The organism is Caulobacter segnis, assembly GCF_031454995.1.
GTDB lineage: Bacteria > Pseudomonadota > Alphaproteobacteria > Caulobacterales > Caulobacteraceae > Caulobacter > Caulobacter segnis_E.
Genome location: NZ_JAVDRV010000006.1, coordinates 131,700 through 157,870, shown reverse-complemented (window position 1 = coordinate 157,870; position 26,171 = coordinate 131,700). Strand labels below are relative to the sequence as shown.

Sequence of the window (26,171 nt, the reverse complement as noted above, 5' to 3'; positions counted from 1 at the left end):
TAGTCAGCGATTCCTGGGGTGTAAACGCGACGTAAACGCTAGATATAGCGCCTTGCCAAATCACTGTGGAGGAATCGGGACACGCGTCCGTAGTTCTGTAGCGCGGTTCAAAAGCAAGAGGGTTAACGCGACTTAACCATTTGCCAGGCATATTGTCGCGGGCCTAGAAGCCGCCATGGACCTGACCCTGACCCTCGCGGCCTCGGCCCTTTTCCTTGTTCTCGCCGTTCTCTGCGGCTGGCTCGGCGCCCGTCCGATCAATGTTTTAAAGGGCCCGCGCATGGTGCCCTGGCGTCCCTTGATGATGGCCTGCGTCGTCGCTCTGATGCTGATGATGGTGCATCTGGCGAACCTTTTGGGTGTCCAGACCGGCAACCAACCGCGCTACTAGGTCGCGGCCTTCTTCGGGCGCTTCGTCAGCCCCGAGACCCCTCCCGAGGACAGCAAACCGATGTCGGCGAGCAGAAAAGGGATGGCCCATTTCTGGGGCGCGGCAATGTAGCGCGGCTGCCAGACGGGGTCGTACTTGTCCTTATACCGCCGAACGCCCTGGAAATTGTAGATCTCCTCGCCGCGCTCGTAGAGCAGCCGGCCGACCCGGGACATGATCGGCGCCAGGCGGCGGTCCTCCAGCCCGGCCAGGGGCGCCACGCCGAACTCGAACGCCTGATAGCCCTCGTCCTTGCCCCACTGCAGGAGCTCGACGAACAGATAGTCCATGACGTTCTTGGGCGCCTCGTCGGAGTAGCGCATCAGGTCCATCGAGAAGGCGGTCTTGGAGGCGGTCAGCCATAGGGTGGCGAAGGCGACGATCTTGCCCTCCTCGCCGCGCACCACCGCCACCGGGAACTCCGCGACGTAGCGCGGGTCGAAGCCGCCCATCGAGAAGCTCTTCTCGCCGCCGGCGTGGTGGCTGAGCCAGGAATCGGAGATCGCCCTCAGCTCGTCCATGATCGCGTTGGCCGCGCCCACGGGCAGGATCTCGAAGGCCGCTCCGCCCTCCCCGGCCTTGCGCCAGTTGCGGCGCAGGACCTCGCGACGGCGACCGACCAGGCTGAACGCCTCTAGTGGCACGGCCGCGCTCTCGCCGGTCTTCTGGATGGCGAGGCCCAGGTCGACGGTGTCGGGCAGGTCGTCGGGACCCAGGCCATAGAAGCCCGCGCGCGCGGCGTGGGCGTCCGCCAGTTCGCGAAAACGCCAGAAGAGCTCCATGCGCTCGTCGCTGCGACCGACCGGCGCGCCCAGGGCGATCCAGGAGCGCCCGCGCACGCCGAACATCAGGAAGGTCTCGCCCGACGCCGAGAACAGGAAACGCTTGTCGCCCAGCAGGGCCAGATTGGCGCTGGGTTCGGCGTCCTCGGCCTTGGCCAGGATGGCGCGGACTCGATCGAACTCCGGATCGGTGTCGTCGACCACGGCCGGCGTCGCGGCCGTCGAGATCAGGCGCCAGACGCCGACGGCCAGAAGCACGATGGCGGCGGCGACCGACGAGCGGATGGCCCGCGCCGCCTCGTCATGGTCTTGCAGGATACGGATCCAGGATTTGTCGGCGAACTCGGTGTGGTGGAACGACCACCAGCCCAGCAGACCCGCGCCGCCGATCGCGGCGGCGGCCGACAACAGCCAGCCCGGCGTGATCTCCATCTTCGACAGCGCGGCCCGGCGCGGGAACGCCTCCCGGAACGGCGCGATGGCCAGGAAGCAGAGCAGCAGCATGGCCGTCTCTTCCCAGTTCAGGCCCTTGAAGATCGCCAGAACCGCCGACGAGGCCAGCACGATCAGAGCCGCCCACCAGGCCGCGCCCAAGCGCGAGCGCAGGCCGAAGGCCAGCAGTAGCAGCACCAGCCCCAGGATCGACGAGAAAAAGTGGCTGATCTCGATCAGCAGCTCGGGCGCGAAGGCCAGAAGCAGCAGGAAGCGGGTGGGCTCGGAGGGCGTGGCTCCCGAGGCCAGAAGCATGACCCCGGCCGACGCGGTCAGGATCGCCGCCAAGGTGGGGGCGATCGCGAGAGCCGCGGGCCTGAAAACGGTCGAGGACATCCAGATCCCGTAACGACGAATCCCCGAAGGGATCCAGTAACCGCCTCATATAGCCCGCAAAGTGTGAAGTGGTCGTGGCCCTTGCGGCGAACGACCGTTTGAATCGACTTGCCCGAGCCGACGCGAGGCGTAGTGTGGTTGCAAGAAAGATCGTTCGCTTAGGGAGATGAGACGATGGCCGATTTCGGGGGAACCGAACTCGACGCCTTCCGCGCCGAGACCCGCGCCTGGCTGGAAGCCAACTATCCAAAGTCCCTGAGCGCGCCGATGGCCGAGGACGAGGCGCCGTGGGGCGGGCGCAAGATGGTCTGGAAGAATCCCGACGCCAAGCTCTGGCTGGAGCGCATGGCCGAGCGCGGCTGGACGGCGCCGATGTGGCCCAAGGAATATGGCGGCGGCGGCCTCTCCAAGGCCCAGAACAAGGTGCTGGAGCAGGAGCTTCGCCGCCTCAAGGCTCGCCCGGCCCTGATGAGCTTCGGGATCTGGATGCTGGGCCCGGTGCTGCTCGAATACGCCACCGAGGAACAGAAGCAGCGCTTCCTGCCGCAGATCGTCCGCGGCGAAATCCGATGGTGCCAGGGTTATTCGGAGCCTGGCGCCGGTTCGGACCTGGCCTCCCTGCAGACCAAGTGCGAGGACAAGGGCGACCACTACCTGATCAACGGCCAGAAGGTCTGGACCAGCTACGCCGATCAGGCCGACTGGATCTTCTGCCTGGTGCGCACCGACACGACCAAGAAGCACGAGGGTATCTCGTTCGTGCTGTTCGACATGACCTCGCCCGGCGTCGAGGCCCGTCCGATCAAGCTGATCAGCGGCTCCTCGCCCTTCTGCGAGACCTTCTTCGACAATGTGAAGGTCCCCAAGGAACAACTGGTCGGCAAGCTGAACGGCGGCTGGGACATCGCCAAGCGCCTGCTCCAGTACGAGCGCCAGAACATCAGCGCCTCGGGCTTTGGCGGCGGCGGCGGGCTGTCGCCCGTGGAGGCGGCCAAGAAGGAGATCGGCGTCGATAGCGAAGGCCGGATCGCCGACGGCGACTTCCGCGCGCGCCTGGCGGCCCATTCCATGGACGCCCACGCCTTCATCCTGACCGTCCGCCGCGCCGAAGCCGAGTCCAAGCAGGGCTCGGGCCCCAGCGCCGCCGTCTCGATCATCAAGTACGCCGCCGCCAAGATGAACCAGGAGCGCACCGAGCTTCTGGTCGAGGCCTTGGGCCTGCAAGGCCTGGGCTGGGAAGGCGAAGGCTTCGGCGCCGAGGAGCTGGCCGCGCCGCGCGCCATGCTGCGCGCCAAGGGCAACTCGATCGAGGGCGGCACCAGCGAGGTGAACCTGAACGTGGTCGCCAAGCGCGTCCTGGGCCTGCTGGACCACCAGTGAGGCCATGATCGAGTTCTGGCCATGTTAGAATTTTGGTACGAATTCGCCTCGACCTACTCCTATCCGGCGGCCATGCGCATCGAGACGCTCGCCGCCGACAAGGGCGTGGCCGTGGCGTGGCGGCCGTTCATCGTCGGCCCGCTGTTCCATGAGCAGCAGGGGCTGAACGACAGTCCGTTCAACGCCTTCCCGGTCAAGGGCGAGTACATGTGGCGCGACCTCGAGCGCGTCTGCGACGCCGAAGGCCTGCCGCTGCGCCATCCCAGCCAGTTCCCCCGCAACAGCCTGTTGGCGGCGCGGGTGGCGATCTGTGGCCTGGAGGATGGCTGGACGCCGGCCTTCAGCCGCGCGGTCTATCAGGCCAATTTCGTCGACGACCAGGACATCGGCAGCCCCGACGTTCTCGCCCCTCTGATAGCGTCGGTCGGCGCCGGGCCGGAACACGTCCTGGCCGCCGCCCAGTCCGACCCGATCAAGGCGCTGCTGAAGGACCACGTCCGCCAGGCCAAGGAGCGCGGCCTGTTCGGCGCGCCCAGCTTTCTCACCGCCGACGGCGAGCTCTTCTGGGGCAACGACCGTCTGGAACAGGCCCTCGACTGGGCCGCCCGTCATCAATCCAGGGAGCACGCCTGATGGCCGTCCTGACCGAAGAACAGACGATGCTGCGCGACGCCGCCAAGGGCTGGGCCAGCGAGAGCGCGCCCGTCGGGGCCCTGCGCAAGCTGCGCGACGGCAAGAGCGGCGAGAGCTTCGATCCCGCCGCCTGGGCGGAGATGGGTCAGATGGGCTGGGCCGGCGTGATCGTGCCCGAGGCCTATGACGGCTCGGCCTTCGGCTATCTGGGCCTTGGTCTGATCCTGGAGGAGACCGGGCGCACCCTGACCGCCTCTCCCCTGCTCTCGACCGCCATGATCGCCGCCTCGGCGCTGCAGTTGGCCGGCTCCGAGGCGCAGAAGCAGGCCTGGCTGCCGCGCATCGCCAGCGGCGAGATCGTCGCGACCCTGGCGGTCGACGAAGGCTCGCACCACGCGCCGGCCCGCACGGCTCTGACCGCGACCAAAAACGGCTCGGGCTACGTGCTGAACGAGACCAAGACCTTCGTGCTGGACGGCGAGGCCGCCGACCTGCTGATCGTCGTCGCCCGCACCGGCGGCGCGCCGGGTCAGACGGATGGGCTCACCCTGTTCCTGGTTCCCAGCGCCGCCTCGGGCGTGAGCCGCACGCATCTGGCGCTGATCGACTCCCGCGGCGCGGCCCAGATCGCCTTCGACGGCGTCGAGGTCGCGGCCGATGCCGTTCTGGGCGAAATCGACAAGGGCTGGGCGGTGCTGGAGCCCACCCTGGACCGCGCCTATGCCGGCCTTGCGGCCGAGATGCTGGGCAGCGCCAGCGCCGCGTTCGACATCACGCTGGACTACCTGAAGACCCGCACCCAGTTTGGCCAGGTGATCGGCTCGTTCCAGGCGTTGCAGCACCGCGCCGCCAAGTGGTTCACCGATCTGGAGACCACCCGCTCCTGCGTCGAGGCCGCGCTCGAAGCGTTCGACGCGGGCGGCGACACCCGCGCCCTCGCTTCCCTGGCCAAGGCCAAGGCCAGCGAACTCGTCCACCTGGCCAGTAACGAGATGGTCCAGATGCACGGCGGCATCGGCATGACCGACGCCCATGACGCCGGCCTCTACATGAAGCGCGCGCGGGTCACCGAAGCGCTGTTCGGGGGCGCGAGCTTTCACCGCGACCGCTACGCGAAGCTGATGGGCTTCTGATCCGAGCGTCACAGCCCTTTCACGACCTAAAAGCCGCCATCTCGGCGGCTTTTTTCTTGCGTATCATATAGCTAACGCAAGTCGGCGCGCATCTGGATTGAGTAATAGTGTCGACAACCCGACGTATGCGCGTTCCGTCAAATGATGAGCTCGCAACGCGAGCCGCCCGATGCCATCTATTTTTGCACCGCTCCTGACTGGATTGTGTCGACTACGCGACGGCGCCGTTCTTTTGACCCACCTATAGCTTGCAACCCTTGCCGTTAACCGGCGTTCGATTCCGCATGCTAGGGCCTCCACATCCCTTGAAGAACCGCCTCCTTTCCGCGCTGCCGCCAGAGGACAAGGCTCTTCTGGTCCCGTACCTGACGCCCATCGAGCTCGACAAAGGTCGGCTGCTCTACGACCCAGGCGACGCCATCGACTAGATCTACTTTCCCAATGACGGCGTCATCTCGCTGATGACGCTGATGGAGAGTGGCGCGGCCATCGAATCCGCCGCGATCGGCCGCGAAGGGGCGCTGGGCCTGATGGCGGCCGTGGCCCCGCGGCAGTCGCTGTCGCGCGCGATCGTCCAGGCGCCGGGTTCGGCCCTTCGCATCGCGGCGGGACCGCTGCACGAGGTCTGGACACGTAGCACCGTGCTGCGGGACTTGGTGGATCGCCACAACGAAGCGCTGTTTGGCCACGCGATCCAGTCTGTCGCCTGCAACGCCCTTCACGCCGTCGAGGCCAGGTTCTGCCGCTGGCTGCTGTCGTGCCATGACCGGATCGACTCCAACACGGTGAGTCTCACCCAGGAGTTCCTCGCCGACATGCTGGGCGTCCAGCGCACGACCGTCACGGCCGTCGCCGGTTCGCTGCAGACCAAGGGCCTGATCCGCTATCGGCGCGGCGTGGTCGACATCCTGGACCGCAACGGCATCGAAGGCATGACCTGCGAATGCTACGGGGCGGTGCGCCGGAGCTACGAGCGGCTCCTGCCCGATCCGTTCGGAGACGAAGACGCCCCCGAGGCGCGCTTGCGGGGCTGAGCTAAGTCTACCGCCGCCGAACCGGCGCGGGAGCGTGGGCCAGGCGCAACAGGTTCGCGGCGCCCGGCGCGCCAAACGGCGTGCCGGCCACGACCAGAAGACGCTCGCCCGGCGCCACGAGGCCCAGTTCCAAGGCCTTGCTCGAGGCGTCGGTGGTGACAACCTCGAGGCTGTCGGGCTGAGCGCTGACGCGCGGCTCGACGCCCCAGACCAGGGTTAGGCGGCGCACGGCGTTGATCTCGGGCGACAGAGCCAGAACCGGCTGAAGCGGGCGCTCGCGCGACAGACGGCGGGCGGTGGCGCCAGTGGTCGTGAACGCCACCAGGCACTTGGTCGAGCCCGCCTTGGCCGCGCCGGCGGCGGCGACCACCAGGACGTCGGCGTCGTCGTCGTCGTGCTTCTGTTCGGCCTGCATCAGCTCGGGCCAGCGGGGGTCGCGCTCCACCCGCTCGATGATGCGGTTCATCATCGAGACGGATTCCTCGGGATATTCGCCGGCCGCCGATTCCGCCGACAGCATCACCGCGTCCGCGCCTTCATAGACGGCGTTAGCGACGTCGGAGGCTTCGGCGCGCGTCGGCGTCGGCGAGCTGATCATCGACTCCAGCATCTGGGTCGCGACGATCACCGGAATGCCGCGCTCGCGCGCCGCCCGCAGGATAACCTTCTGCGCCACGGGCACCTCTTCCGGCGCCATCTCGACGCCGAGGTCGCCGCGCGCGACCATGACGCCGTCGCACAGGTCAAGGATGGGGCCCAGCACCTTCAGCGCCTGGGGCTTCTCGATCTTGGCCAGGACCGCGGCGCGGCCTTCGACGATGCGGCGCAGCTCGGCCATGTCCTCAGGCGCCTGCACGAACGACAGCGCGATCCAGTCGACGCCGAGGCGCAGGGCGAAGGCCAGGTCCTCGCGGTCCTTGGCGGTCAGGGGCGACATCGGGATCACCACGTCCGGCACCGCCACGCCCTTGCGCTCGGACAGCTTGCCGCCGTTGACGACCGTGGTGTTGGCGTAGCCGGGACCAGCGTCGGTCACCGTCATCCGCAGCTTGCCGTCGTCCAGCAGCAGGGTCGCCCCCGGCCGCATGGCCGTCAGAATCTCCGGATGCGGCAGGTGCACGCGGGTCTCGTCGCCCGGCGTCGGATCGCTGTCGAAGCGGAAGGCCTGGCCGGGCTTCAGCATGACCGGGCCGTCGGCGAACTTGCCGACGCGCAGCTTGGGCCCTTGCAGGTCGGCCAGCACGCCCAGCGGACGTCCCACGACCTTCTCGGCCTCCCGGATGGCCTTGTAGACTGCGGCGTGCGTCTCGTGCGCGCCGTGGCTGAAGTTCAGACGGAAGACGTCCGCCCCGGCCTTGGCCAGGGTGACGATCATCTCGGGCGAACTGGAAGCGGGGCCGATCGTGGCCACGATGCGGGAGCGACGGGCGCGGATCATGCCGTCGCTCCTTGGAAAGTCAGTTCGTCGGACAGACCGCGTCGCCCTCGTTGGAGGCCAGCCGGATCTCGGTGAAGGTCACGGCGAGGCGACCGGACGTCATCAGCGCGAACGGCGCGGTGACCCGCGTCATGTCCGCGCCCTTGGCCTTGAAACAGGAAAGTTTGATCTTGGCCGTACGCCATTCGCCGATTTTCGCACCTGAAAACGTTGACGTAACGTCTAGCGTCGCCCCGCAGGATTCGCCACAGGCGATGGCCATTGAAACCGGTTTCTCTGGGGACGTATCGACCCGGTAGCGGAGCATCACCGCCATGTCGCCCGTGGTCTGGCGCGAGAGGTCGACGGGACGGCCGGAGATGGCCAGCAGCCCCTGCCCCTCCCCGGTCCACGCCGCCTGGCGGGCGTTCTCCTGGGCGCCGGCGTCGATCGTCTTGGTCGCGACGGCCCCCGACGTGGTCAGCGTCCAGGGCGACGGCGAGCGACCAGCCATGAAGTAGCGATCCACGTTCGCGGCCGCGGACGACGTCACGCCGGACTCCTCCGACAGCGCGGCGACCTTGCCCGGCTTGGCGTAGCTCAGGCCATAGCCATAGGCGAACAGCGGGTCATAGCCCTTGTCGCCGACATTGAGCGGCTCCTGGTCGGCGCGCTTGGGCCACGAGAAGGACAGCTTGCCCTTGAAGTCGAAGCGCGGCTTGCCGGCCTTGTCGCCGATCAGCACGTCCGCGACCCCGCCGCCCTCCGAGCCCGGCAGCCAGGCCGCCACGAACGCGTCCGAGGCGTTGATCTCGGGGTTGGTCCATAGCGGGCGACCGCTCAGGAACACCGACACCACCGGAATGCCCTGGGCCTTCAGCTTCTTCAGCAAGGCAAGATCGGTCTTGTCGCCCGGTTGATACTCGGCCGTGGCGATGTCGCCCTGGAACTCGGCATAGGGGTTCTCGCCGAACACGACGATCGCGACGTCGGGCTTTTGCTTGTAGTCGCCCGTGACCGACAGCTCGGCGCTGCCGCCGCCGGCCTTCACCGCCTCGGCGACGCCGCCGAAGATCGACTGGCCGTGAGGGAAGTCGCTGTTCTTGTTGCCCGTGCCCTGCCAGGTCAGGGTCCAGCCGCCAGCGGCCTTGCCGATGTCGTCGGCGCCGTCGCCGGCCACCAGCACCCGCGCCGAGCTCTTCAGCGGCAGCACGCCCTCGTTCTTGAGCAAAACGAGCGACTTGCTGACGGCTTCTCGCGCGATCGCGCGGTGCTCGGGCGCGCCCAGCAGCTCGAGCTTGCCTTCCAGCGGGCGCTTGTTCTCGAACAGGCCCGACTTGACCTTGACGCGCAGGATGCGGCGCACCGCGTCGTCGATCCGCGCCATCGGAATCTGGCCAGCCTTCACCTGGGCCAGGGTGTTGTCATAGAGACCCTTCCAGCTGTCGGGGGCCATGATCATGTCCATGCCGGCGTTGTAGGCCTGGGCGCAGCTGGTGTTGGTGCAGCCCTCGACCTGGCCGTGGGCGTTCCAGTCGCCGACGACGAAGCCCTCGAAACCCATCCGCCCCTTCAGCACGTCCGTCAGCAGGCTCTTGTTGCCGGTGTGCTTGACGCCGTTCCAGCTGGAGAACGAGACCATCACCGACAGGATGCCGGCGTCGATCGCGGGCGGATAGCCGGCGTTGTGCAGGCGGATCAGCTCGGCCTCGGGCAGGACGGCGTCGCCCTGGTCCTTGCCGCCCTCGGTGCCGCCGTCACCTAGGAAGTGCTTGGCCGAGCCGGCGATGTGGCCCGCCGCCAACGGCTTGCCGGCGACCAGCGCGCCTTGCAGGCCCAGGGTCATCGGACCGGCGTAGGTCTTCACGACCTCCGGATCTTCGGCATAGCCTTCGTAGGTCCGGCCCCAGCGCACGTCGCGCGGCACGGCCACGGTGGGGCCAAAGGTCCAGTCCGCGCCGGTGGCGGCCATTTCCTTGGCCGTCGCCTCGCCGATGCGGCGGATCAGGTCGGGATCGCGCGCCGCGCCCAGGCCGATGTTGTGCGGGAAGATCGTCGCGCCGACGACGTTGTTGTGACCATGGACGGCGTCCACGCCGAAGATGATCGGGATTTCCTGATGGCCGCCGCGATTGTCCAGGGCGGCCGCGCGGAAGGCGTTGATCCACTCGATCCAGCGCTGGGCCGAGGCGCGATCGTTGCCGTCAGGCGCGCTGTTGCCGCCCACCAGCACCGAGCCCAGGCGGTAATGCTTGAGTTCCTCGGGCGTGATCGACGCGCCATCGGCCTGGATGGTCTGGGCGACCTTCTCCTCTACCGTCATCTGGCTCATCAGCTTGGTGATGAAGGCCTCGGTCTTGGCGTCGGTGATGGTCGCGGGGCTGGCGGCCTTCGGCCAAAGCGCCGGATGGGTGGTCGCCGCGCTCGAAGGCGTCTGGGCCAGGGCCGCTCCCGAAAGTCCACCGGCGATCGCCAAGGCCAGGACGGAAGCATGGAGGGAGCGACGCGAAAACATAGGCGGTCCTCGAAGGGCCTCTAAAAGGCTACGGGTTCTTGAGAGAAAAGCGCTCGGCGCGGCGCTTGCGGGGTACCGCGCCGAGCGAAAGAAAGCGGCTAGAGGTACCGCTTGGAGGGGAGTGATCGTGCGCGCAGGACGGCGCGACGGGCGCTGGATTGGCCAGGCGGGGTCATGACGTTTCCTCCTGACGCCGCCTTTCCGTGGGCGACCGTCTTGATCACCGACGATCTCATGTTGAATGGACAGCGCTGTCAAGGATAATCTACCCGAAATGCTTGGCTAGCGGCCTAGTTGGGCGCCTTGCCGGTGGACTCCCGAACGACCAGCTCGAAATCCAGCAATCGCGATGGCGGGGGCTCGCCCTCCTCTTGATGGACGCCGCTCATCAGCATGTCGGCGGCCGCGCCCGCCATGGCGGCGATCGGCTGGCGGACCGTGGTCAGCTGCGGCCAGGTAATTCGCGCGCCCGGCGTATCGTCGAAACCGGCGATCGACAGCTGCGCCGGCACGTCCAGCCGCATGCGGTTAGCGACCGCCATGACCCCCAGCGCCATGTCATCGTTGGAGGCGAAGATCGCGGTCGGACGATCGGTCCCGCCCAGCAGCCGCTCGGCCGCCTCGAAACCCGAGCGGAACGAGAACCAGCCCTGCTCCACCCGATCCTGGCGCACCGGCAGGTCCGCGTCGCGCATAGCGTCGACGAAGCCCTGATGCCGCCGGGCCGAGGCTCCGTGGTCGGGGTGGCCAATGATGAAGCCGATGTCGCGATGACCCAGGCCGATCAGGTGATTGGTCATGTCGTACGCGGCTTTGCGGTCGTCCATGCTGACCCAGGGCGCGCGCTCGACATCGTCGCCCGGCGCGATACGGACATAGGCGACCCCCTCGCGCTCAAGCGCGGACAGGACCACGGGATGGTCGCTGAGCGGCGGGGTCAGGATCACGCCGTCCATCCGCAAGGTCGCCAGCATCGGCGCGACCTGCTCTTCGACATCCCCCGTGGAATCGATCGGCTCGACGATCAGGTGATAGCCCTCTCGCCGGCATTGCGCGATCGCCCCCAACTGCACGTCCGTGACGTAGCCGGGGCTGGGGTTGTCGAAGAAGACGCCGATCAGATAGGCCTTCGCGCCCGCCAGACTCCGGGCAGAGATGTTGGGCCGGTAGTTCAAGGCGGTCACCGCCGCCTGCACCCGATCGCGCGTATCGGCCTTGACGTTGGGCTCGCGATTGAGGACCCGCGAAACGGTCTTGATCGAGACGCCGCTCTCGCGGGCCACGTCGTGGATCGTGATCTTGGCGCTCAATTCCGTCCCCCGCCGCCCCGATTCGTTCGGTTTGGCGGTTACTTAGCCATGACAAGGCTGTCATGGCGATCCCTTTATGAACCCCACGCCTTCGCGAGCATTGCCCGCGCTTCTCATCCAGAAATTGAATATTATCATCCCTCGAGGCCCTTTTCGGCCGTTGGGGGACACCTGTGCGAAATTGGAGAAACTTGGCCTTAACGGCCATGCTTGGCGCCCTGTGGGCGAATTCGGCCGAGGCTCAGGCGACGACGGATCTGGCCAAGCGCCTGGATCAGATCGGCTACAACATGGGTCGAGGCCCGAGCTGCGGTGAGTTTGGGTTCAAGGTTCACGGGGAAAATATCGGCGCGATGGCCGGTGAAGTCATCGCGGACGCCAGGGGCAAAGGGTTCTCGGAAGATCTCGCCGTTAGCCGCCTTACGAACGCCAGGGACAGGGCCACGCGGGAAGTTGATCAGGAAATGGAGCAGATGACGGCGTTCGACATGAGCGACGAAGCCCTTTTCGCTGAAAACACTCGAAGAGGCGTGGGGAAGATCGTCAAATCTTGTCGAGCGATCGCGAAGGATCCCGTGACCCGTGTGCTCGTCGAGGACCCGCCGGTTAGCAACGAGGACTTGGTGCGCGAGCTCTCGGACGAGATGCTCGCGCCCGCCGGTCTAGCCAGCTGGCAGACGCCCTACATCCGGGCTGGTGGCGATATGATCAGGGCTGTCAACTACTGCGCCAAGTACCTGACCCGCCCTCAATCGGACGCCTATGTCGCGGAACTGTACGCGCCAACCCGCTTTCCGCCGGCCGTGCGCGGCAAAGCCGTGGCCTATTTCGACCAAGTGAAGCAGCGAGCGCGGCGAAACAGCGCCAATAGCAGCTTCGACGCGGCGGAGTGCAAAGGCGTAGTAGCCCGTAACGCGGAGGCGCTTAAGGCGGCTCGCTAACCGCCTGTCCGTTTCACCAAGGGGGCGTCGACTACGAAACCGCCGCCCTCCCCTCCGGCGTCAGCGCCACCGCCGCGCCGATCAGCGCCGTGTGGGGGTGTAGGATCACGTGGGTCGGGATCGCCTGGGTGAAGCCCGACAGACGGCCCTTGGCCTCGAAGCGCGCGCGGAACGGGCTCTTTTCCAGGATATCGATGATCCGAGGCGCGATGCCGCCAGCGATGAAGACGCCGCCGCGAGCGCCCAGGGTCAGGGCGATGTCGCCGGCCGTCGAGCCCAGCACCGCGCAGAACCGGTTCACCGTCGCCAGGCAATCGGAGCAACCCTCGACGGCGCGTTCGGTGATCTGCTTGGGAGTCAGACCCTCGACCTTGCGACCTTCGGCTTCGCCCAAGGCGACGTGAAGGTCTTCCATGCCGGGACCCGACAGGATGCGCTCGACCGAGACGCGGCCGCCGTCCAGTTGCTTGGTCAGCAGACGGAGCACTTCGATCTCGACCTCGTCCAGCGGCGCGAAGGCGACGTGGCCGCCCTCGGTCGCCAGCGGAAGCTCTTGGCCGTGTCGGCGGACGAGGCCCGCGACGCCGAAGCCGGTGCCCGGACCCAGAATGGCCAGATCGCCCTCCCCCGAGGTCGGCAGCGGCCCGACCTGACGCAGGTCCTTGGGCGCCAGACGCGGCGCGGCCAGGGCCTGGGCGGTGAAGTCGTTGATCAGCTTGGCCGTCCGGAAGCCGCCGGCGCGGCGCAGGCCGTCCTCGGAGATCCGCCAGTCCAGATTGGTCATGTGGACCTGGCCGTGATCGATCGGACCAGCCACCGCCACGACCGCCTGGTCGGCGTGCTTGACGCCGACCTTGTGCAGATAGGCCTCGATGGCGTCCTCGGCCGTCCCGTAGTCCTCGCCCTTGAAGGCGGTGGGCTCGATCAGGCGCGGGTCCGGACCATCGAACTCGACCAGGGCGAAGCGGGCGTTCGTGCCGCCGATGTCGCCGACGAGGCCGAGACCCCCGCTGTGATTGCCGTCCATGACCTGGTGTTTCCCTAAGCGAAGACGGAGGCGCCGGCGTCGGCGGCGCCGACCCCCGCGCGCATCCATCCGAACAATTCCCTGCCAAAGCCCGGCTTGGACGCCGGGACGTTCGCTGGCGTCCGGGCGAGCAGCGTCGCCTCGTCCACCAGGATTTTGAGTTCGCCGGTTTCGGCGTTGACGCTGATCACGTCGCCGTCCTGGACATAGGCCAAAGGTCCACCTTTGGCCGCCTCGGGCGTCACGTGGATGGCGGCGGGCGTCTTGCCCGAGGCTCCGGACATGCGGCCGTCGGTGACCAGGGCGACCTTATGGCCGCGATCCAGCAGCACCGAGATCGACGGTGAAAGGTTGTGCAGCTCGGGCATGCCGTTGGCCGACGGGCCCTGGAAGCGGAGGACGACCACGACGTCGCGATCCAGCTCGCCGCGCTTGAAGGCGGCGATGAAGTCTTCCTGCTCCTGGAACACGGCCGCCGGAGCGGTGATCACGTGGTGCTCGGGCTTCACGGCCGAGATCTTCATCACGCCGCGACCCAGGTTGCCGGCCATCAGGCGCAGGCCGCCTTCCTTGCTGAACGGGTCGGAGACCGGACGGACGATGGCCGGGTCGAGGGTCTCGGCCGCGCCGTCGCGCCACTTCAGCTCGCCGTCGTCCAGGAAAGGCTCCTGAGCATATCGCGAGAGACCGGGCCCGGCGATGGTCAGCACGTCCTCGTGGACGAGGCCCGCCTTCAGCAGCTCACGGATCACGAAGGCCATGCCGCCGGCGGCCTGGAAGTGGTTCACGTCGGCCGAGCCGTTCGGATAGACCCGGGCCAGCAGCGGCGTGGCGCGCGAGATATCGTCCAGGTCTTCCAGCGTCAGCTGAACGCCCGCCGCGTGGGCCATGGCGATGATGTGCAGGGCCAGGTTGGTCGAGCCGCCCGTGGCCATCAGCCCGACCACGCCGTTGACGATCGACTTCTCGTCGATCATCCGGCCGACCGGGACGTACTCGTTGCCCTTGGCGGTGACGGCGGCGGCGCGGCGCGCGGCTTCCTTGACCAGGGCCTCGCGCAGCGGCGTGTTGGGATGCACGAAGGCCGAGCCCGGCAGATGGAAGCCCATCAGCTCCATCAGCATCTGGTTGGTGTTGGCCGTGCCGTAGAAGGTGCAGGTGCCGGGGCCGTGATAGCTGGCGCTCTCGGCTTCCAGGAGCTCGGCGCGACCGACCTTGCCCTCGGCGTAAAGGGCGCGGATGCGGGCCTTCTCCGAATTGGGCAGGCCCGAGGTCATGGGCCCCGCGGGCACGAACAGGGCCGGCAGGTGGCTGAAGGTCAGGGCGCCCATCACCAGGCCGGGCACGATCTTGTCGCAGACGCCCAGATACAGCGCCGAGTCGAAGGCGTCGTGGGTCAGGGCGACGGCCGTGGCCATGGCGATCACGTCGCGCGAGAACAGCGACAGCTCCATGCCCGGGCGGCCTTGGGTGACGCCATCGCACATGGCGGGCACGCCGCCGGCGAACTGGGCCGTGGCGCCGACCTCGCGAGCGGCCGCCTTGATCAGCGCCGGATACTCTTCCAGCGGCTGGTGGGCCGACAGCATGTCGTTATAGGCCGAGACGATGCCGATGTTCGGCGCGTTCGGATCCAGCGCGCGCACCTTGTCGACGCCGGGAGACGCCGCGAAGGCGTGGGCCCAGTTGGCGCAGGACAGCTTGGCGCGGCCCGGCTGGCTGTCGATCGCGCGCTGCATGTTGTCGAGGTAGGCCGCGCGGCTGTCCTTGCTGCGGGCCACGATGCGGGCGGTGACTTCGGCGATGACGGGATTGAGGCTCATGGCGTTACTCCGCCCAAAGGATGCGGACCTTGGCGCGGTCCTGCTTGAGGATGGCGGCGACCGGCAGAGCCGGATCGACGTCGCCTTCCAACAACGCTTTCTTGGCCGCTCCGGTCACCAGCAGCACGATCAAATCGGTGCGGGTCAGGGCGGCGAAGGTCAGGCTGAGACGAGGAATGTCGGGCGCGGGATCGCTGGGCGGCACGTCCAGGACCAAGCGGTCCGAGCGCGGGTCCAGGCCTTGAGCCAGGACCGGGTTGCCCGGGAACAGCGAGGCGAAGTGGCCGTCGGGGCCGACACCCAGCAGCACCGCGCCGAAGGGCGTCGCGGCTTCGACACCAGCCTCGGCGGCGCGCGCGCTGTCGGCGTGACTCAGGCCGTCGAAAAAGAGCGGCGCGAAGCTAGCCTTGGCCGCCTCCCCCACCAGCAGGTGACGGCGTACGAGGCCCTCGTTACTGCTGGGGTCGGTCGGCGGGACGAAGCGCTCGTCGGTCAGGGTGACCGTGATCTTGTCCCAGGGCGCGGTCAGCGTGGCCAGGCGGTCATAGACCGGCGCCGGCGTCGTGCCGCCCGTCGCGGCGAAGCCCGCGCGGCCGGAGGCGGCGACCGCGTTGGTCAGGGCGTCGACCAGGATCGAGGCGGTCGCGTCATAGAGGGCTTCGCGCGAGCCGAAGGCTTCCAGTTTCGGCATCATCAGGCCTTCCAGGACCGGCCGCCGGGCGAGATCAGCGCGTTGGCCGTCTGGGGGCCCCAGGTGCCGGCGGCATAGGGCGCGGGATCGATCCCGGCCTCGGCCCAGGCGGCCGAGACGCCATCGATGAAGCGCCAGGCCTGCTCGACCTCGTCACGACGCACGAACAGGGTGCGATCACCGCGGAAGGCGTCCAGGAACAGCTTTTCGTAGGCGATGCGGCGGCGGCCGCCGGTCTGGCTGAACGACAGAGACAGCGGCAGCGACTGCAGGCGCATGCCCTCGTCCGACAGGCCCGGACGCTTGTTCATGATCGTCAGCGAGATGTCCTCGTCCGGCTGCAGGTCGATGACCAGACGGTTGGCGCACAACTCGCCGTCGGTGGCCGGGCCAAAGATGTTGTGCGGCAGCGGCTTGAACTGGACGACGATCTGGGTGCGGCGGTCGGGCAGGTTCTTGCCCGTGCGCAGGAAAAACGGCACGCCGTCCCAGCGCCAGTTGTCGATCGCCACCTTCATGGCGACGAAGGTTTCGGTCTTGGTGGGCTTGCCAACTTCCTCGACATAGCCGGAGCGCGCGCCGCCCTCGACCACGCCGGCGACGTACTGGCCGCGCACCGTGTCGTGGGCCACCGTCTCCTTGGTGAAGGGGCGCAGGCTGCGCAGAACCTTGACCTTCTCGTCGCGGACCGCGTCGGGATCGAAGCCCGACGGCGCTTCCATCGCGACCAGGCACAGCAGCTGCAGCATATGGTTCTGCACCATGTCCCGCAGCGCGCCGTATTCGTCGTAATAGGGCCAGCGGTCGCCGACCTTCTCGGTCTCGGCGATGGTGATCTGCACATGGTCGATCGTGTTGCGATCCCACAGGGGCTCGAACAGCACGTTGGCGAAGCGCAGGGCGGTCAGGTTCTGGACCGTCTCCTTGCCCAGATAGTGGTCGATCCGGAAGACCTGGCTTTCGTCGACCACGGCCGCGACGGCGGCGTTGGTGACCTTGGAGCTCTCCAGGTCGCGGCCCAGTGGCTTTTCCAGGATCAGGCGAGTCCGAGGACCCGTCAGGCCGGCGGCTTGCAGCGCCTGGCAGGCCGGGCCGTAGATGCTGGGCGACAGCGAGAAGAAGATGACGAGGTCGCCATGCTCGCCGATCCGCTCGGCCAGCTTCTTGGTGTCGTCCTCGCTGGTGATGTTGGCGGGCACGTAGTCGAGACGGGCCGCGAGACGATTCCAGGCCGCCTCCTCCACCGTCGCGCGCTTGCCCAGTTGCTCGCGCACCAGGGCCTTGTAGCTGGCGGCGTCGTGGTTCGCGCGCGCCACGCCGATGATCCGCAGGTCGTGCGGCAGCAGTCGATCGACTTCGAGGAAATACAGCGAAGGCAGCAGCATTCGCAGAGCCAGATCCCCCGCGCCGCCCAGCAGCACAAGGACCTCGCGGCCATTATCGCCGTCGTTGTTCTTCGTCACCAATGTCTTCCACCCTATGACAACGTTGTCATGACATGCCTGCGGTAGAATGGCAAGCGCGCGAGCGTGAGAGCCGAGCTGGAGGGGCTCTCCAACGCGAACCGAACCCGCCCAATCATGAGCCAGGCGAGCGGGCCCTAACTAGGGCAAACCCCGCGTCGCCGCCATAAGACCAATGGAGTTTCGGCGGAGGTTTATTCATCCAGCCTGGGGCGAATGAAAGACCTTGCCCGCGATGCGCGCGAAAAGGTCAAGGCGACGAACGGGTTTGCCTCAACCGCCCGCGCGCGCCGCCGCGCCCGCCGGCTGGCCGGTGCGGAACTTGTCCTTCATCCGGGCGACCCAGCCGCTGAACGCCTCGTTGTCGGCGCTCACCTTGCCAAAGTCGGAAGGCGACACGGCCTCGGAGCCGAGGCCCTGCAGGGCCACGCGCAAGCCGTCCGGGTTACCGGCGTTGTCGACGAAGCGCGTCCAACGCTGGCGCAGACGAGCCAGGGCCGTGTCGTCATCGGCCAAGCTGTAGGCCACCGACGCGCGGAGGAGACGGGCTTCCTCCGCCGCCGACAGCGCGCCCTGCCCTTTCCAGCGATCACCCAGCATGCGCTCGTAGAGCGCGCCAGCGGTCGGCCAGGCGCGCTGCTTCCAGGCGATGTCGGCGCGGATTTCCTGGCCGTCCTTGGAGTTGTCGCGCTCCACCAGCTCCGCGGCGTCGTCGTAGCGGCCAAGGCCGATCAAGGCGCGGGCGGTGGCCAGGCGCCGCTCGGCGTTCAGGGCTGGCGGCAAGATGGTCGTGCGCGTGGCGTTGATGGTGTTCAGCGCGTCCTCGGGACGCTTGTTCATCAGATAGATCCAGGCCAGGTCGGTCGCGACCTGCGCCTTGGGCACCCCGTTCAGGCGGTTGTCGACCTGGTATTTCAAGAGCTTGGAGGCGTCGTCCAGCAGGTCGACATCGACCAGGCGACGCACTAGGTTGCGCACCATCTGATCGCCATCGGCGCCGATCGGCGTCAGCTCCTGGAAGTCGTAGAACAGGCCCACCGCCTGGATCGGCTGCATGCCGTCCGCCAGACCGTCGAGGAACAAGGCCCGGAAGGTGCTGGAGATCTCGTTCCGCAGGGCCAGGGCCTCGGGCCGGTCGGAGCCGCCCCTGCCCGCCGAACGCATCACCTCCAGCGCCTCGCGATAACGGCCCTGGTCGATGTAGAGCTTCCCGAGGGCGCGGATGACCTCCATCTCGACGCCGTCGCCTCGCCAGCGATAGCGGAGCTGGTTCAGGGTGTCGGCCGCCTTGGCCGCGTTGATCTCGCGCTTCTCGTACTGCAGCCGGGTGGCGTGCAGCAGGGCCGGCGCGGCCAGGTCGTCGTAAGGCGCCTTGGCGATGGCCTGGAACATCTTCTTGGCGCGGACCTTCTCGCCCTTGGCCTCGAACACGCGAGCCTGAACCAGGCGGATGGCCAGCTGATCCTTCACGGGGATCTTTGGCTGATCCAGCGCCTTGGCGGCGTATTGCAAGGCGCCCGTCAGGTCGCCGACGCCCAGGGCGGCCTCGGCCTGGGCGCCCAGGAACCTCGCCTTCCAGATCGGCGGGAAGAGATCCAGCGCCCGGCCGCCGCTCGCGAACTTGGTGCGGGCGTCCAGAAATTGGCCGTTCTTGGTGGAGATGTAACCGCGCCACATGGCGCTGGACGGTTCGTCGGCCAGGACGGGCGAGGAGAAGTCGGCGTCCGCTTCGGCGTAGCGGCCAGCCAAAACGCGCGCCATGCCGCGCAGGCCCCGGAACTCTGGATTGGCCATCATCGTCTGATGCTGGCGGGCGCCGGCGTTCAACACGCCGATCGCCTCGAACGACATCTGGGAGCCGACCAGGAACCGCGCCAACGCCAGCCGGGCCGCCACGTCCGCGTCCTCGTCCGCCGCCGTGCTGACGGCTTTCTGCAGGGCGTTGTAGCGGGTCAGGAATCCGCCCGATCCGAGCTTGGGCCAATCCTCGAGGTCGATCAGGGCTGGCATCGACAACGGCTGAGGCGCGCCGGCGACGGCTTCCTCCGGCGGCGCGGCCGCGGAGGCCGGCGACAGGGCCAGCCCCTTGGGGCGGCCGATGCGCACCTGGTCGGCGCTGGCCTGGACCATCAGGTCCGAGGCGTAGGCCTCCGCCGCCAGGCCCTGGGCCGATTGCAGCAGCGCGAACTCGACATAGTCGCGACGGGAGGACAGGCCCTTGGCGGGCGGCAGGGCCGGCGCGACGATGATCTTGTCGCCCACGGCCGGGTCGTCGACCCAGATGGCGCGCGTGACGCCGGCCACGGCCGCCGTCAGCGCGGCCGATGGCGCGGCCTCGTCACGATTGATCTGGATGATGTCGGGGCTCTGCTGCGGCCCGGGACCGAAGCTGATCCTCCAGGTCGGCCCCGCGCCCACCGCCACATAGGGCTCGCCGACGGGCGCCACGATACGCAGGGCCGAATAGTCGCCGCCCTTCAGCGCCTGGATGCGCGCGTAGCGGGGGGTGTTGGCCGGGAGCTTCGAGATGTCGATCCGCGCCGGCGTATCGAAGACGATCCAGACCGCCTCGCCGCGCCGGAACACCGCCGCGCCGGCCGGCGCGGCCCAGGTGAACGACAGGGTGACCTGGCCATCGTCACGCTCGATCCCGGCGCGCACGACGCCGTCGCGCGGCATCGGGTTCGGCCGCCCCACCGGCGGAGGCGGCGCGGCGGCGGGCGTGGCCTGAGCGGCGGCGATCGCCCCGTCCTTGGCGAAGATGTTGGCGAAGCTAACGCCGTCCGCCGAGTCGACCTTGAATTCCGCGTCCTCGGCGAGAGTCAGGACAATCTCGAGCGCGCCGCCCACGTGGCGGGCGTCGGCGCCCTTCACCCAGCGCGGCGGCGCGATCTTCAGGCTGGAGAGATCGGGATTGGCGTCGCGGCTGAACCTCAAGATCAGCGTATTGCCCTCGCGACGCGCGGCCACGCGGGCGGAGCCGTTCCAGTGGAACTCGACCCGGGAGAAGTCCGCCGCCTGCGCGACACGCACGTCCAGGGCCGACCGCGCCGCGACGGGCGGCGGCGCGGCGTAGCCGGACGGCGCCAGCACGCCCGCGATGCACGCGGCGGCGACGCTGGATCGCAGGAGCTGGCGAAGGGTCATGAGCCTCCCTTAACCGGCCTTCTTGGGCGCGCCGGCCAGCGGAGCGCCATCGGCTTGCTGACCCGGCGCGGCGGCCTGGGCCGCGTTGTCGGCAACGGCGGCCTTGCCCTTCTCGACCACGGGGTTGGCGAGGCGCGCGGCCAAGCGCTCGGTCAGGGTCTTGGCCTCGGCCGGGCTCATGTTGGCCAGGATCATCGCCAGGGTGCGTTCCTTCATCTTGGCCGCGATCGGCAGGCGGACCTCGTCCGACAGCAAGGTCATGCGCGCGGCGGCGTCCTTGGGCTTCATGCCCTGATAGACGGTGACCAGACGATCGACCTCGGCCTGCTTCTGGGCGTCGACCTGGCCCAGCAGCCCCTGGATGTCGCCCTTCAGGCCGGTCAGGGCCTTCATCTTGGCGTCCAGCTTGGCCTCGGCGGCGGCTAGCAGCTGCAGCTGGACGTCGATATCCTGCTCGCGCTGATCCAGCTGGCCGCGACGCGCGCCCAGGCTCTGCAGGACGCGCAGCTCGGCGGGGGACAGACCGGCCTCCTTGGCCAGGGCGTCGGCCGACGGCGCGCAGGCGCGCGGCAAGGTCTTGGCGGCGGCGGGCTGACCCGCGCCCTCGGCCGAGGGCGCGCCCTCGCCTTCACCGGCCTTGCCCTCGGGCTTGACCACCCCCTCGGCGAAAGCCTTGGCGCCGCTCAGCATTTCCGGCAGCGACTTGGCGCCGGCCATGGCGTTGATGGCCAGGACGCCGCCGACGGCGACGCCGACCAGGGGCAGGATGCGCGGAACGTTCTTCATCGGCGGGCTCTGGATTGGGGTCCGGGACGCGGGGGCTCGCCCGGTCCGTCGAAGAGATCATCATCGACCCGCGCCCGTGAACGCGGGGTTTCGGAAGGCGCGACGGGCGCGCTCAGGCTCGGGCGAGCGTCGGCGGGGAGGCGCGATTCGCGCTCCAGAAGACGCTCGAAGTCCTCGGCTTTCAGGCGACGCTCGGCGGAGGGCGGAGCTTTCTCCACGCGGCCCCGCACGGCCGACGGCGCCGAGACGTCGCGCTCCGGACGCGCCGGCGGCGGGTTGCTGATCCGCTCGTCCAACTGGGCGGCCAGGGCCTGGGCGCGCTCGATGCGGATGGCCAGGGTCTCCGCGGCCTCGTCGGTGGCCGCGCGCAGGTCCGCGAGACCCTGCTCGGCCCGGGCGGCGGCCTGGTCCAGGTCCTTGACGGCCTTGGCGAAGCCCTCGTGGCTGTCGCGCAGCGCCTTCAGGCGGCGCTCCAGACGCCAGCCGAAGCCCAGCGCCACGACCAGCAGCACCGCCAGCAGACCGTTCATGGCGAAAGCGATGAAACTCATTTCAGCTTCTGCACGGCCTTCTTGGCCGCCGGCGTCAGCGGCGCCTCGGCGCGGATGGCGATCGCGTGGTTGCGACGGCCCATGCGGCCGCGCGTCAGCGGGATGGACCCCGCGCGAAGCTCGACCAGGCTGTCGGGCGTGGCGTTCAGCATCAGGGTGTCGCCAACCTGCATGTTCAGCACCCGCGACAGCGGCAGCTGCTGCTCGTCGAGCACCGCGCGGACCTCCATCTGGGTGGTCCACAGCTCGGTGGCCAAGTGGCCTTCCCAGATGTTGTCGCGGCCGAACTTCTCACCCATGAACTGCTGCAGCAGCATCTTCCGGATGGGTTCCAGCGTTGCGTAGGGCAGCAGCAGCTCGATGCGGCCGCCGCGGTCTTCCATGTCGATCCGCAGCTTGACCAGGATCGCCGCGTTGGCGGGACGCGCGATGGCGGCGAAGCGCGGGTTGGTCTCCAGGCGGTCCAGCGAGAAGGCGACCGGATGCAGCGGCTCGAAGGCGCTCTTCAGGTCGTGCAGCACGACCTCGATCATCCGCTGAACCAGCACGCGCTCGATCGTGGTGTAGGGCCGGCCTTCGATCCGCATCGCCGCCGTGCCGCGACGCCCCCCCAGCAGCACGTCGACGATCGAGTAGATCAGGTTCGAGTCGACGGTCAGCAGGCCGTAGTTATCCAGCTCCTCGGCCCGGAACACCGCCAGGATGGCCGGCAGGGGGATCGAGTTCAGATAGTCGCCGAAACGGATCGAGCTGATGTTGTCGAGGCTGACCTCGACGTTGTCGGAGGTGAAGTTCCGCAGGGAGGTCGTCATCAACCGCACCAGGCGGTCGAAGACGATTTCCAGCATCGGCAGGCGTTCGTAGGACACCAGCGCCGAGTTGATGATCGCGCGGATGCCCGTGCGGTCCTCGGAGCCGTCGCCAGACAGATCGAAGCCCAGCAGGCTGTCGATCTCATCCTGGTTCAGGATGCGTTCGGACGCGCCGTCGGCGCCGCCGCCGTCGTCCCAGCCGGCCATGCCGCCCGAGAAATCGCCAAACGCGTTCACCCCGTCACCGCCGGGAGGATTCTCCGCGCCCCACTGGGCCTGATCGTTCTCGTCCGCCATGATCGTTCGCCCCAACTAGCCCAAGAGCTTAGTTGATCAGCATCTCCTCGATGAGGACCGCGTTCACCTTGGCCGGCGCCGCGACCAGGTTCACCCGGCGCAGCAGCTCGACGCGCAGTTGGTAGGTGCCTTGGCTGCCGTTCAGGTCTTCGGGACGCAGTTCGCGCAGGAACGTTTGGAACATGTCCTGCAACCTGGGCAGATTCGGCGTCAAAGCCTCGGCCGTCTCTTCGTCCGGCAGCTCGAAAGTCAGTTTCAGCTTCAGGAAGGTCGACTTGCCGTCCGCCGTCTGCATGTTCACGACGATGTCCGGCAGGGTGTAGAACAACACGCCATCGGGGCCTTCCTTGATGACGGGAGCCGGACCGGCCGCGGCGGCGCCGCCCTCGCCTTCCTTCTTCTCGCCCTCTTCCTTCTTCTTTTCCTTTTTCTTTTCCTTCTTTTCCTCGCCATGCTCACCCGCCTCGGCGGCCGGCTTGGGCTTCATGAGGAAGAAGGCCGCGGCGCCACCGCCGCCCAGGACGAGGACGCCGGCCGCGATCGCGATGATGAGAATAGGCGGCTTCTTCTTGGCGGGGGCTTCGCCTTCGGCGCCCTCTTCACCTTCGGGAGCTTCCTGATCGTTCTGAGCCACGCGCGCGGTTCCTTGGAATCTATATGCCCTTACTCATGCGCGAGCATGGTTAACGATGTGTTTTGGAGGCCATTTGGTCGCAGGCTGAATCTGCCCGGCAGAGTCCGACCAACACCCCCGCATTAACCTTTCTATTTGCTGTTTTTATTGATCTTTTCGCTCTGGCACGAAGGTTGCTTCAGGAGGTGCGGCGCATTTGTCGCGCCAGCCGCCCGAGTTAACTCGCCATGGACAACGCGCTTTACGTCGGCCTCTCGCGCCAACTGACGCTTCGCCGCGAGCTGGACATCGTGGCCAACAACATCGCCAACGCCAACACCACGGGCTTCAAGGTCGAGGACCTGATGGTCCGCACCGAGCAGTCCAAGCCCGCCAAGACCTTGGATGGAGGCGCGCCCGTCAAGTTCGTGCTGGATTCGGGCGTCGCCCGCGACTTCACGCAAGGCCCGATGGCCAAGACCGGCGGCGACTTCGACCTGGCGATCGAGGGCCAAGGCTTCTTCCACGTCCAGACCGCCAACGGAGACCGCTACACCCGCGACGGCCGCTTCACGACCAATCCGGAAGGCCAGCTGGTCACCCAGGGCGGCTACCCCGTGCTGGACGAGGGCGGCGGCCCGCTGAACATCGACCCGACGCTGGGCCCGGTGAGCATCGGCAAGGACGGGATCGTCACCCAGGGCGCGATCCGGGTCGGCAGGATCGCCGTGGTTCGCCCCGACAACCTGGCCTCGATGGCCAAGGACGGGGACAATCTCTACCGCAACACCACCAACGCCACCCCGCAGCCCGCGCCGGACGCCGTCGTCCACCAGGGCATGCTGGAATCCTCCAACGTCCAGTCCGTGATCGAGATCACCAAGCTGATCCAGGTGCAGCGCGCCTACGAAAGCGTCTCGCGGATGATGGACAACACCTCCGAACTGTCCCGGACCGCCGTCGAGCGGCTGGGCAAACCCAACTAAGGGACGCTAGCCGATGCAAGCTCTCCGCACCGCCGCTTCGGGCATGTCAGCGCAACAGCTGAACGTCGAAGTCATCTCGAACAACATCGCCAACATGAACACCGTTGGCTTCAAGCGCCAACGGGCCGAGTTCCAGGACCTGCTGTACCAAACGATCGAGCGCGCCGGCTCGCAGTCGTCCAGCGACGGCAACATCGTCCCGACGGGCGTGCAGGTCGGCGGCGGCGTCAAGGCCGGCTCGGTCTACCGCATCACCGAGCAAGGCACCCCGACCCTGACCGACAACCCCCTGGACCTCGCGATCCAGGGCAAGGGCTACCTGCAGATCCTGCTGCCCTCGGGCGAGACGGCCTACACCCGCGCCGGCAACTTCTCGACCAACGACCAGGGCCAGATCGTCACCGAGGATGGCTACACGGTCCAGCCCGGCATCACGGTCCCGCAGAACGCCATCGACATCATCATCGGCAAGACCGGCTTGGTGCAGGTGAAGCTGGACGGCGACCCGCAGCCCCAGACCATCGGCCAGCTGCAGCTCGCCAACTTCATGAACGAAGGCGGCCTCGAGGCCATCGGCGACAACATGTTCCTGGAGACCGCCGCCTCGGGCGCGGCGACCCTCGCGGCGCCGGGTCAACCGGGCTTTGGCGTGCTGATGCAGCACTACACCGAAGCCTCCAACGTCGACTCGGTCTCGGAAATCACCGCCCTGATCACCGCGCAGCGCGCCTACGAGATGAACTCCAAGGTCATCTCGACGGCCGACCAGATGCTGCAGACCACCTCGCAGATGAGGTCGTAAGCCGATGAAAGCGCTGCTGATCGCCGCCGCCGCTCTCGCCTTCGCGTCCCCCGCCGTCGGAGGAACCCCGGTGACCCTGCGGATGGACACCACCGACGCGGACGGCCGCGTCACCCTGGGCGACCTGTTCGACGGCGTCGGCGGATCGGCCGCCGACCTCGTGGTCGCCGCCCGGATCGGTCCAAGCGCCGTGCTCGAGGCGGGCCAGGTGCAAATGTTCGCGCGCCGGGCCGGCTTCGACTGGGCCAATAGCCAAGGCGTGCGCCGGATCATCGTGCGCGAGGGCGCGGAGAACGGCGCCGCCTCGCCGCGGGCCGGCCTAGCCGGCGCCCCGCGCGGCAACGTTGAAGTTCTTGCCTACGCCCGCAGCATTCCGGCCGGCGAAATCGTCCAGCCGGAAGACCTGGTGTGGACCAAGATGGCCGGCGCTCCGACCGACGCGCCCCGCGACTCCGAGGCCGTCATCGGTCTCGCCGCTAAACGCCCCCTGCGTGAAGGCGCCGCGGTCTCGACCCGCGACGTGACCGCGCCGCAGGTCATCAAGACCGGCGACCTGATCACCGTCACCTACGAAGACGACGGAATTTCCCTTTCGCTTCAAGGCAAGGCCTTGGCCGCCGCCTCGACCGGGGATGTGCTCGCCGTCCAGAACACGCTCTCGAAGAAGATCATCCAAGCCGTCGCGACCGGCCCTGGCGCCGCCGCCGTCGGTCCGCGGGCCCAGACCCTGCAAGCCCGTTCGCAACCCGTCCGTTTCGCCGCTCGCTAAG

Annotated in this window: 23 protein-coding genes; 10 read left to right on the top strand and 13 right to left on the bottom strand. The window is 67.9% G+C overall.

Translation table 11 applies throughout. From position 1 onward, the window contains the following. Positions 1-175 precede the first annotated feature (175 nt). Entirely contained in the window at positions 176-391 is a 216-nt protein-coding gene (locus J2728_RS18295; RefSeq protein ID WP_310001448.1) for a hypothetical protein, read from the top strand. Here the strand turns inward: J2728_RS18295 and J2728_RS18290 are convergent. Then, positions 388-2,040, bottom strand: a complete 1,653-nt coding sequence (locus J2728_RS18290) for a phosphatidylglycerol lysyltransferase domain-containing protein (RefSeq protein WP_310001447.1) — start codon at positions 2,038-2,040, stop codon at positions 388-390. The two genes, J2728_RS18295 and J2728_RS18290, sit on opposite strands and share 4 nt — an antisense overlap. 174 nt (positions 2,041-2,214) lie before the next feature. On the opposite strand from J2728_RS18290, the gene J2728_RS18285 reads away from it, so the two are divergent. The 5 genes from J2728_RS18285 to J2728_RS18265 all read left to right on the top strand — a co-directional run bounded on the left by J2728_RS18285 (position 2,215) and on the right by J2728_RS18265 (position 6,220). Next, the gene (locus tag J2728_RS18285; RefSeq protein ID WP_310001445.1) at positions 2,215-3,420 is read left to right on the top strand and encodes an acyl-CoA dehydrogenase family protein; all 1,206 of its coding nucleotides are present in this window, start codon (positions 2,215-2,217) and stop codon (positions 3,418-3,420) included. Positions 3,421-3,441: 21 nt separating this feature from the next. Then, positions 3,442-4,053 carry a 2-hydroxychromene-2-carboxylate isomerase gene (locus J2728_RS18280; protein ID WP_310001444.1) on the top strand — a complete coding sequence of 204 codons (612 nt, stop codon included), beginning with the start codon at positions 3,442-3,444 and terminating at the stop codon, positions 4,051-4,053. Further along, entirely contained in the window at positions 4,053-5,186 is a 1,134-nt protein-coding gene (locus J2728_RS18275) for an acyl-CoA dehydrogenase family protein (protein ID WP_310001442.1), read from the top strand. Before J2728_RS18280 ends, J2728_RS18275 begins: the two co-directional genes overlap by 1 nt. A 305-nt stretch (positions 5,187-5,491) precedes the next feature. After that, positions 5,492-5,614 (top strand): hypothetical protein, encoded by a 123-nt coding sequence (locus tag J2728_RS18270; protein WP_310001440.1) that lies wholly within the window; start codon positions 5,492-5,494, stop codon positions 5,612-5,614. A gap of 33 nt (positions 5,615-5,647) precedes the next feature. Then, positions 5,648-6,220: a Crp/Fnr family transcriptional regulator gene (locus tag J2728_RS18265; protein ID WP_310001438.1), complete on the top strand. Its 573-nt coding sequence runs from the start codon at positions 5,648-5,650 to the stop codon at positions 6,218-6,220. 7 nt (positions 6,221-6,227) lie between these two features. Here the strand turns inward: J2728_RS18265 and pyk are convergent, their stop codons facing one another. From pyk to J2728_RS18250, 3 genes are all read right to left on the bottom strand, one after another. Next, complete coding sequence (gene pyk / locus J2728_RS18260) at positions 6,228-7,658, bottom strand: pyruvate kinase (RefSeq protein WP_310001436.1); 1,431 nt, start codon at positions 7,656-7,658, stop codon at positions 6,228-6,230. 19 nt (positions 7,659-7,677) lie between these two features. After that, positions 7,678-10,152: a glycoside hydrolase family 3 protein gene (locus J2728_RS18255; RefSeq protein ID WP_310001435.1), complete on the bottom strand. Its 2,475-nt coding sequence runs from the start codon at positions 10,150-10,152 to the stop codon at positions 7,678-7,680. A 290-nt stretch (positions 10,153-10,442) separates the two neighbouring features. Then, entirely contained in the window at positions 10,443-11,462 is a 1,020-nt protein-coding gene (locus tag J2728_RS18250) for a LacI family DNA-binding transcriptional regulator (RefSeq protein WP_310001434.1), read from the bottom strand. A gap of 206 nt (positions 11,463-11,668) precedes the next feature. On the opposite strand from J2728_RS18250, the gene J2728_RS18245 reads away from it, so the two are divergent. Then, positions 11,669-12,403, top strand: coding sequence for a hypothetical protein (locus J2728_RS18245; protein WP_310001432.1), 735 nt, complete (start codon positions 11,669-11,671; stop codon positions 12,401-12,403). 31 nt (positions 12,404-12,434) lie between these two features. On the opposite strand, the gene glk is transcribed toward J2728_RS18245, so the two are convergent. The 9 genes from glk to fliL all read right to left on the bottom strand — a co-directional run bounded on the left by glk (position 12,435) and on the right by fliL (position 23,634). Then, positions 12,435-13,430 carry a glucokinase gene (gene glk / locus J2728_RS18240; RefSeq protein WP_310001430.1) on the bottom strand — a complete coding sequence of 332 codons (996 nt, stop codon included), beginning with the start codon at positions 13,428-13,430 and terminating at the stop codon, positions 12,435-12,437. 14 nt (positions 13,431-13,444) lie between these two features. Further along, positions 13,445-15,253 carry a phosphogluconate dehydratase gene (gene edd, locus J2728_RS18235; RefSeq protein ID WP_310001429.1) on the bottom strand — a complete coding sequence of 603 codons (1,809 nt, stop codon included), beginning with the start codon at positions 15,251-15,253 and terminating at the stop codon, positions 13,445-13,447. Positions 15,254-15,257: 4 nt separating this feature from the next. Beyond that, positions 15,258-15,947, bottom strand: coding sequence for a 6-phosphogluconolactonase (pgl, locus tag J2728_RS18230; protein ID WP_404979796.1), 690 nt, complete (start codon positions 15,945-15,947; stop codon positions 15,258-15,260). Continuing rightward, a complete protein-coding gene (gene zwf, locus J2728_RS18225; RefSeq protein WP_310001428.1) occupies positions 15,947-17,407 on the bottom strand; it encodes a glucose-6-phosphate dehydrogenase in 1,461 nt (486 codons plus the stop codon). The genes pgl and zwf overlap by 1 nt, the downstream gene beginning before the upstream one ends. A 273-nt stretch (positions 17,408-17,680) precedes the next feature. Then, entirely contained in the window at positions 17,681-20,554 is a 2,874-nt protein-coding gene (locus J2728_RS18220) for a tetratricopeptide repeat protein (protein ID WP_310001427.1), read from the bottom strand. Positions 20,555-20,563: 9 nt separating this feature from the next. Further along, on the bottom strand, positions 20,564-21,340 hold the full coding sequence (locus tag J2728_RS18215; protein ID WP_310001425.1) for a MotE family protein: 777 nt from the start codon (positions 21,338-21,340) through the stop codon (positions 20,564-20,566). Then, positions 21,337-21,891, bottom strand: coding sequence for a DUF6468 domain-containing protein (locus tag J2728_RS18210; RefSeq protein WP_310001423.1), 555 nt, complete (start codon positions 21,889-21,891; stop codon positions 21,337-21,339). Before J2728_RS18210 ends, J2728_RS18215 begins: the two co-directional genes overlap by 4 nt. Then, on the bottom strand, positions 21,888-23,000 hold the full coding sequence (gene fliM, locus J2728_RS18205) for a flagellar motor switch protein FliM (protein ID WP_310001421.1): 1,113 nt from the start codon (positions 22,998-23,000) through the stop codon (positions 21,888-21,890). Before fliM ends, J2728_RS18210 begins: the two co-directional genes overlap by 4 nt. Positions 23,001-23,028: 28 nt before the next feature. Then, positions 23,029-23,634: a flagellar basal body-associated protein FliL gene (gene fliL / locus J2728_RS18200; protein WP_310001420.1), complete on the bottom strand. Its 606-nt coding sequence runs from the start codon at positions 23,632-23,634 to the stop codon at positions 23,029-23,031. Between the two features lie 227 nt (positions 23,635-23,861). Between fliL and flgF the strand changes: the two genes are divergently transcribed. The 3 genes from flgF to flgA are packed head-to-tail and all read left to right on the top strand — an operon-like array spanning position 23,862 to position 26,170. Next, positions 23,862-24,599, top strand: a complete 738-nt coding sequence (flgF, locus tag J2728_RS18195; RefSeq protein ID WP_310001419.1) for a flagellar basal-body rod protein FlgF — start codon at positions 23,862-23,864, stop codon at positions 24,597-24,599. Positions 24,600-24,612: 13 nt separating this feature from the next. Continuing rightward, on the top strand, positions 24,613-25,401 hold the full coding sequence (gene flgG, locus J2728_RS18190; protein ID WP_310001418.1) for a flagellar basal-body rod protein FlgG: 789 nt from the start codon (positions 24,613-24,615) through the stop codon (positions 25,399-25,401). A gap of 4 nt (positions 25,402-25,405) precedes the next feature. Further along, a complete protein-coding gene (gene flgA / locus J2728_RS18185; protein ID WP_310001417.1) occupies positions 25,406-26,170 on the top strand; it encodes a flagellar basal body P-ring formation chaperone FlgA in 765 nt (254 codons plus the stop codon). Position 26,171: the final 1 nt, after the last annotated feature.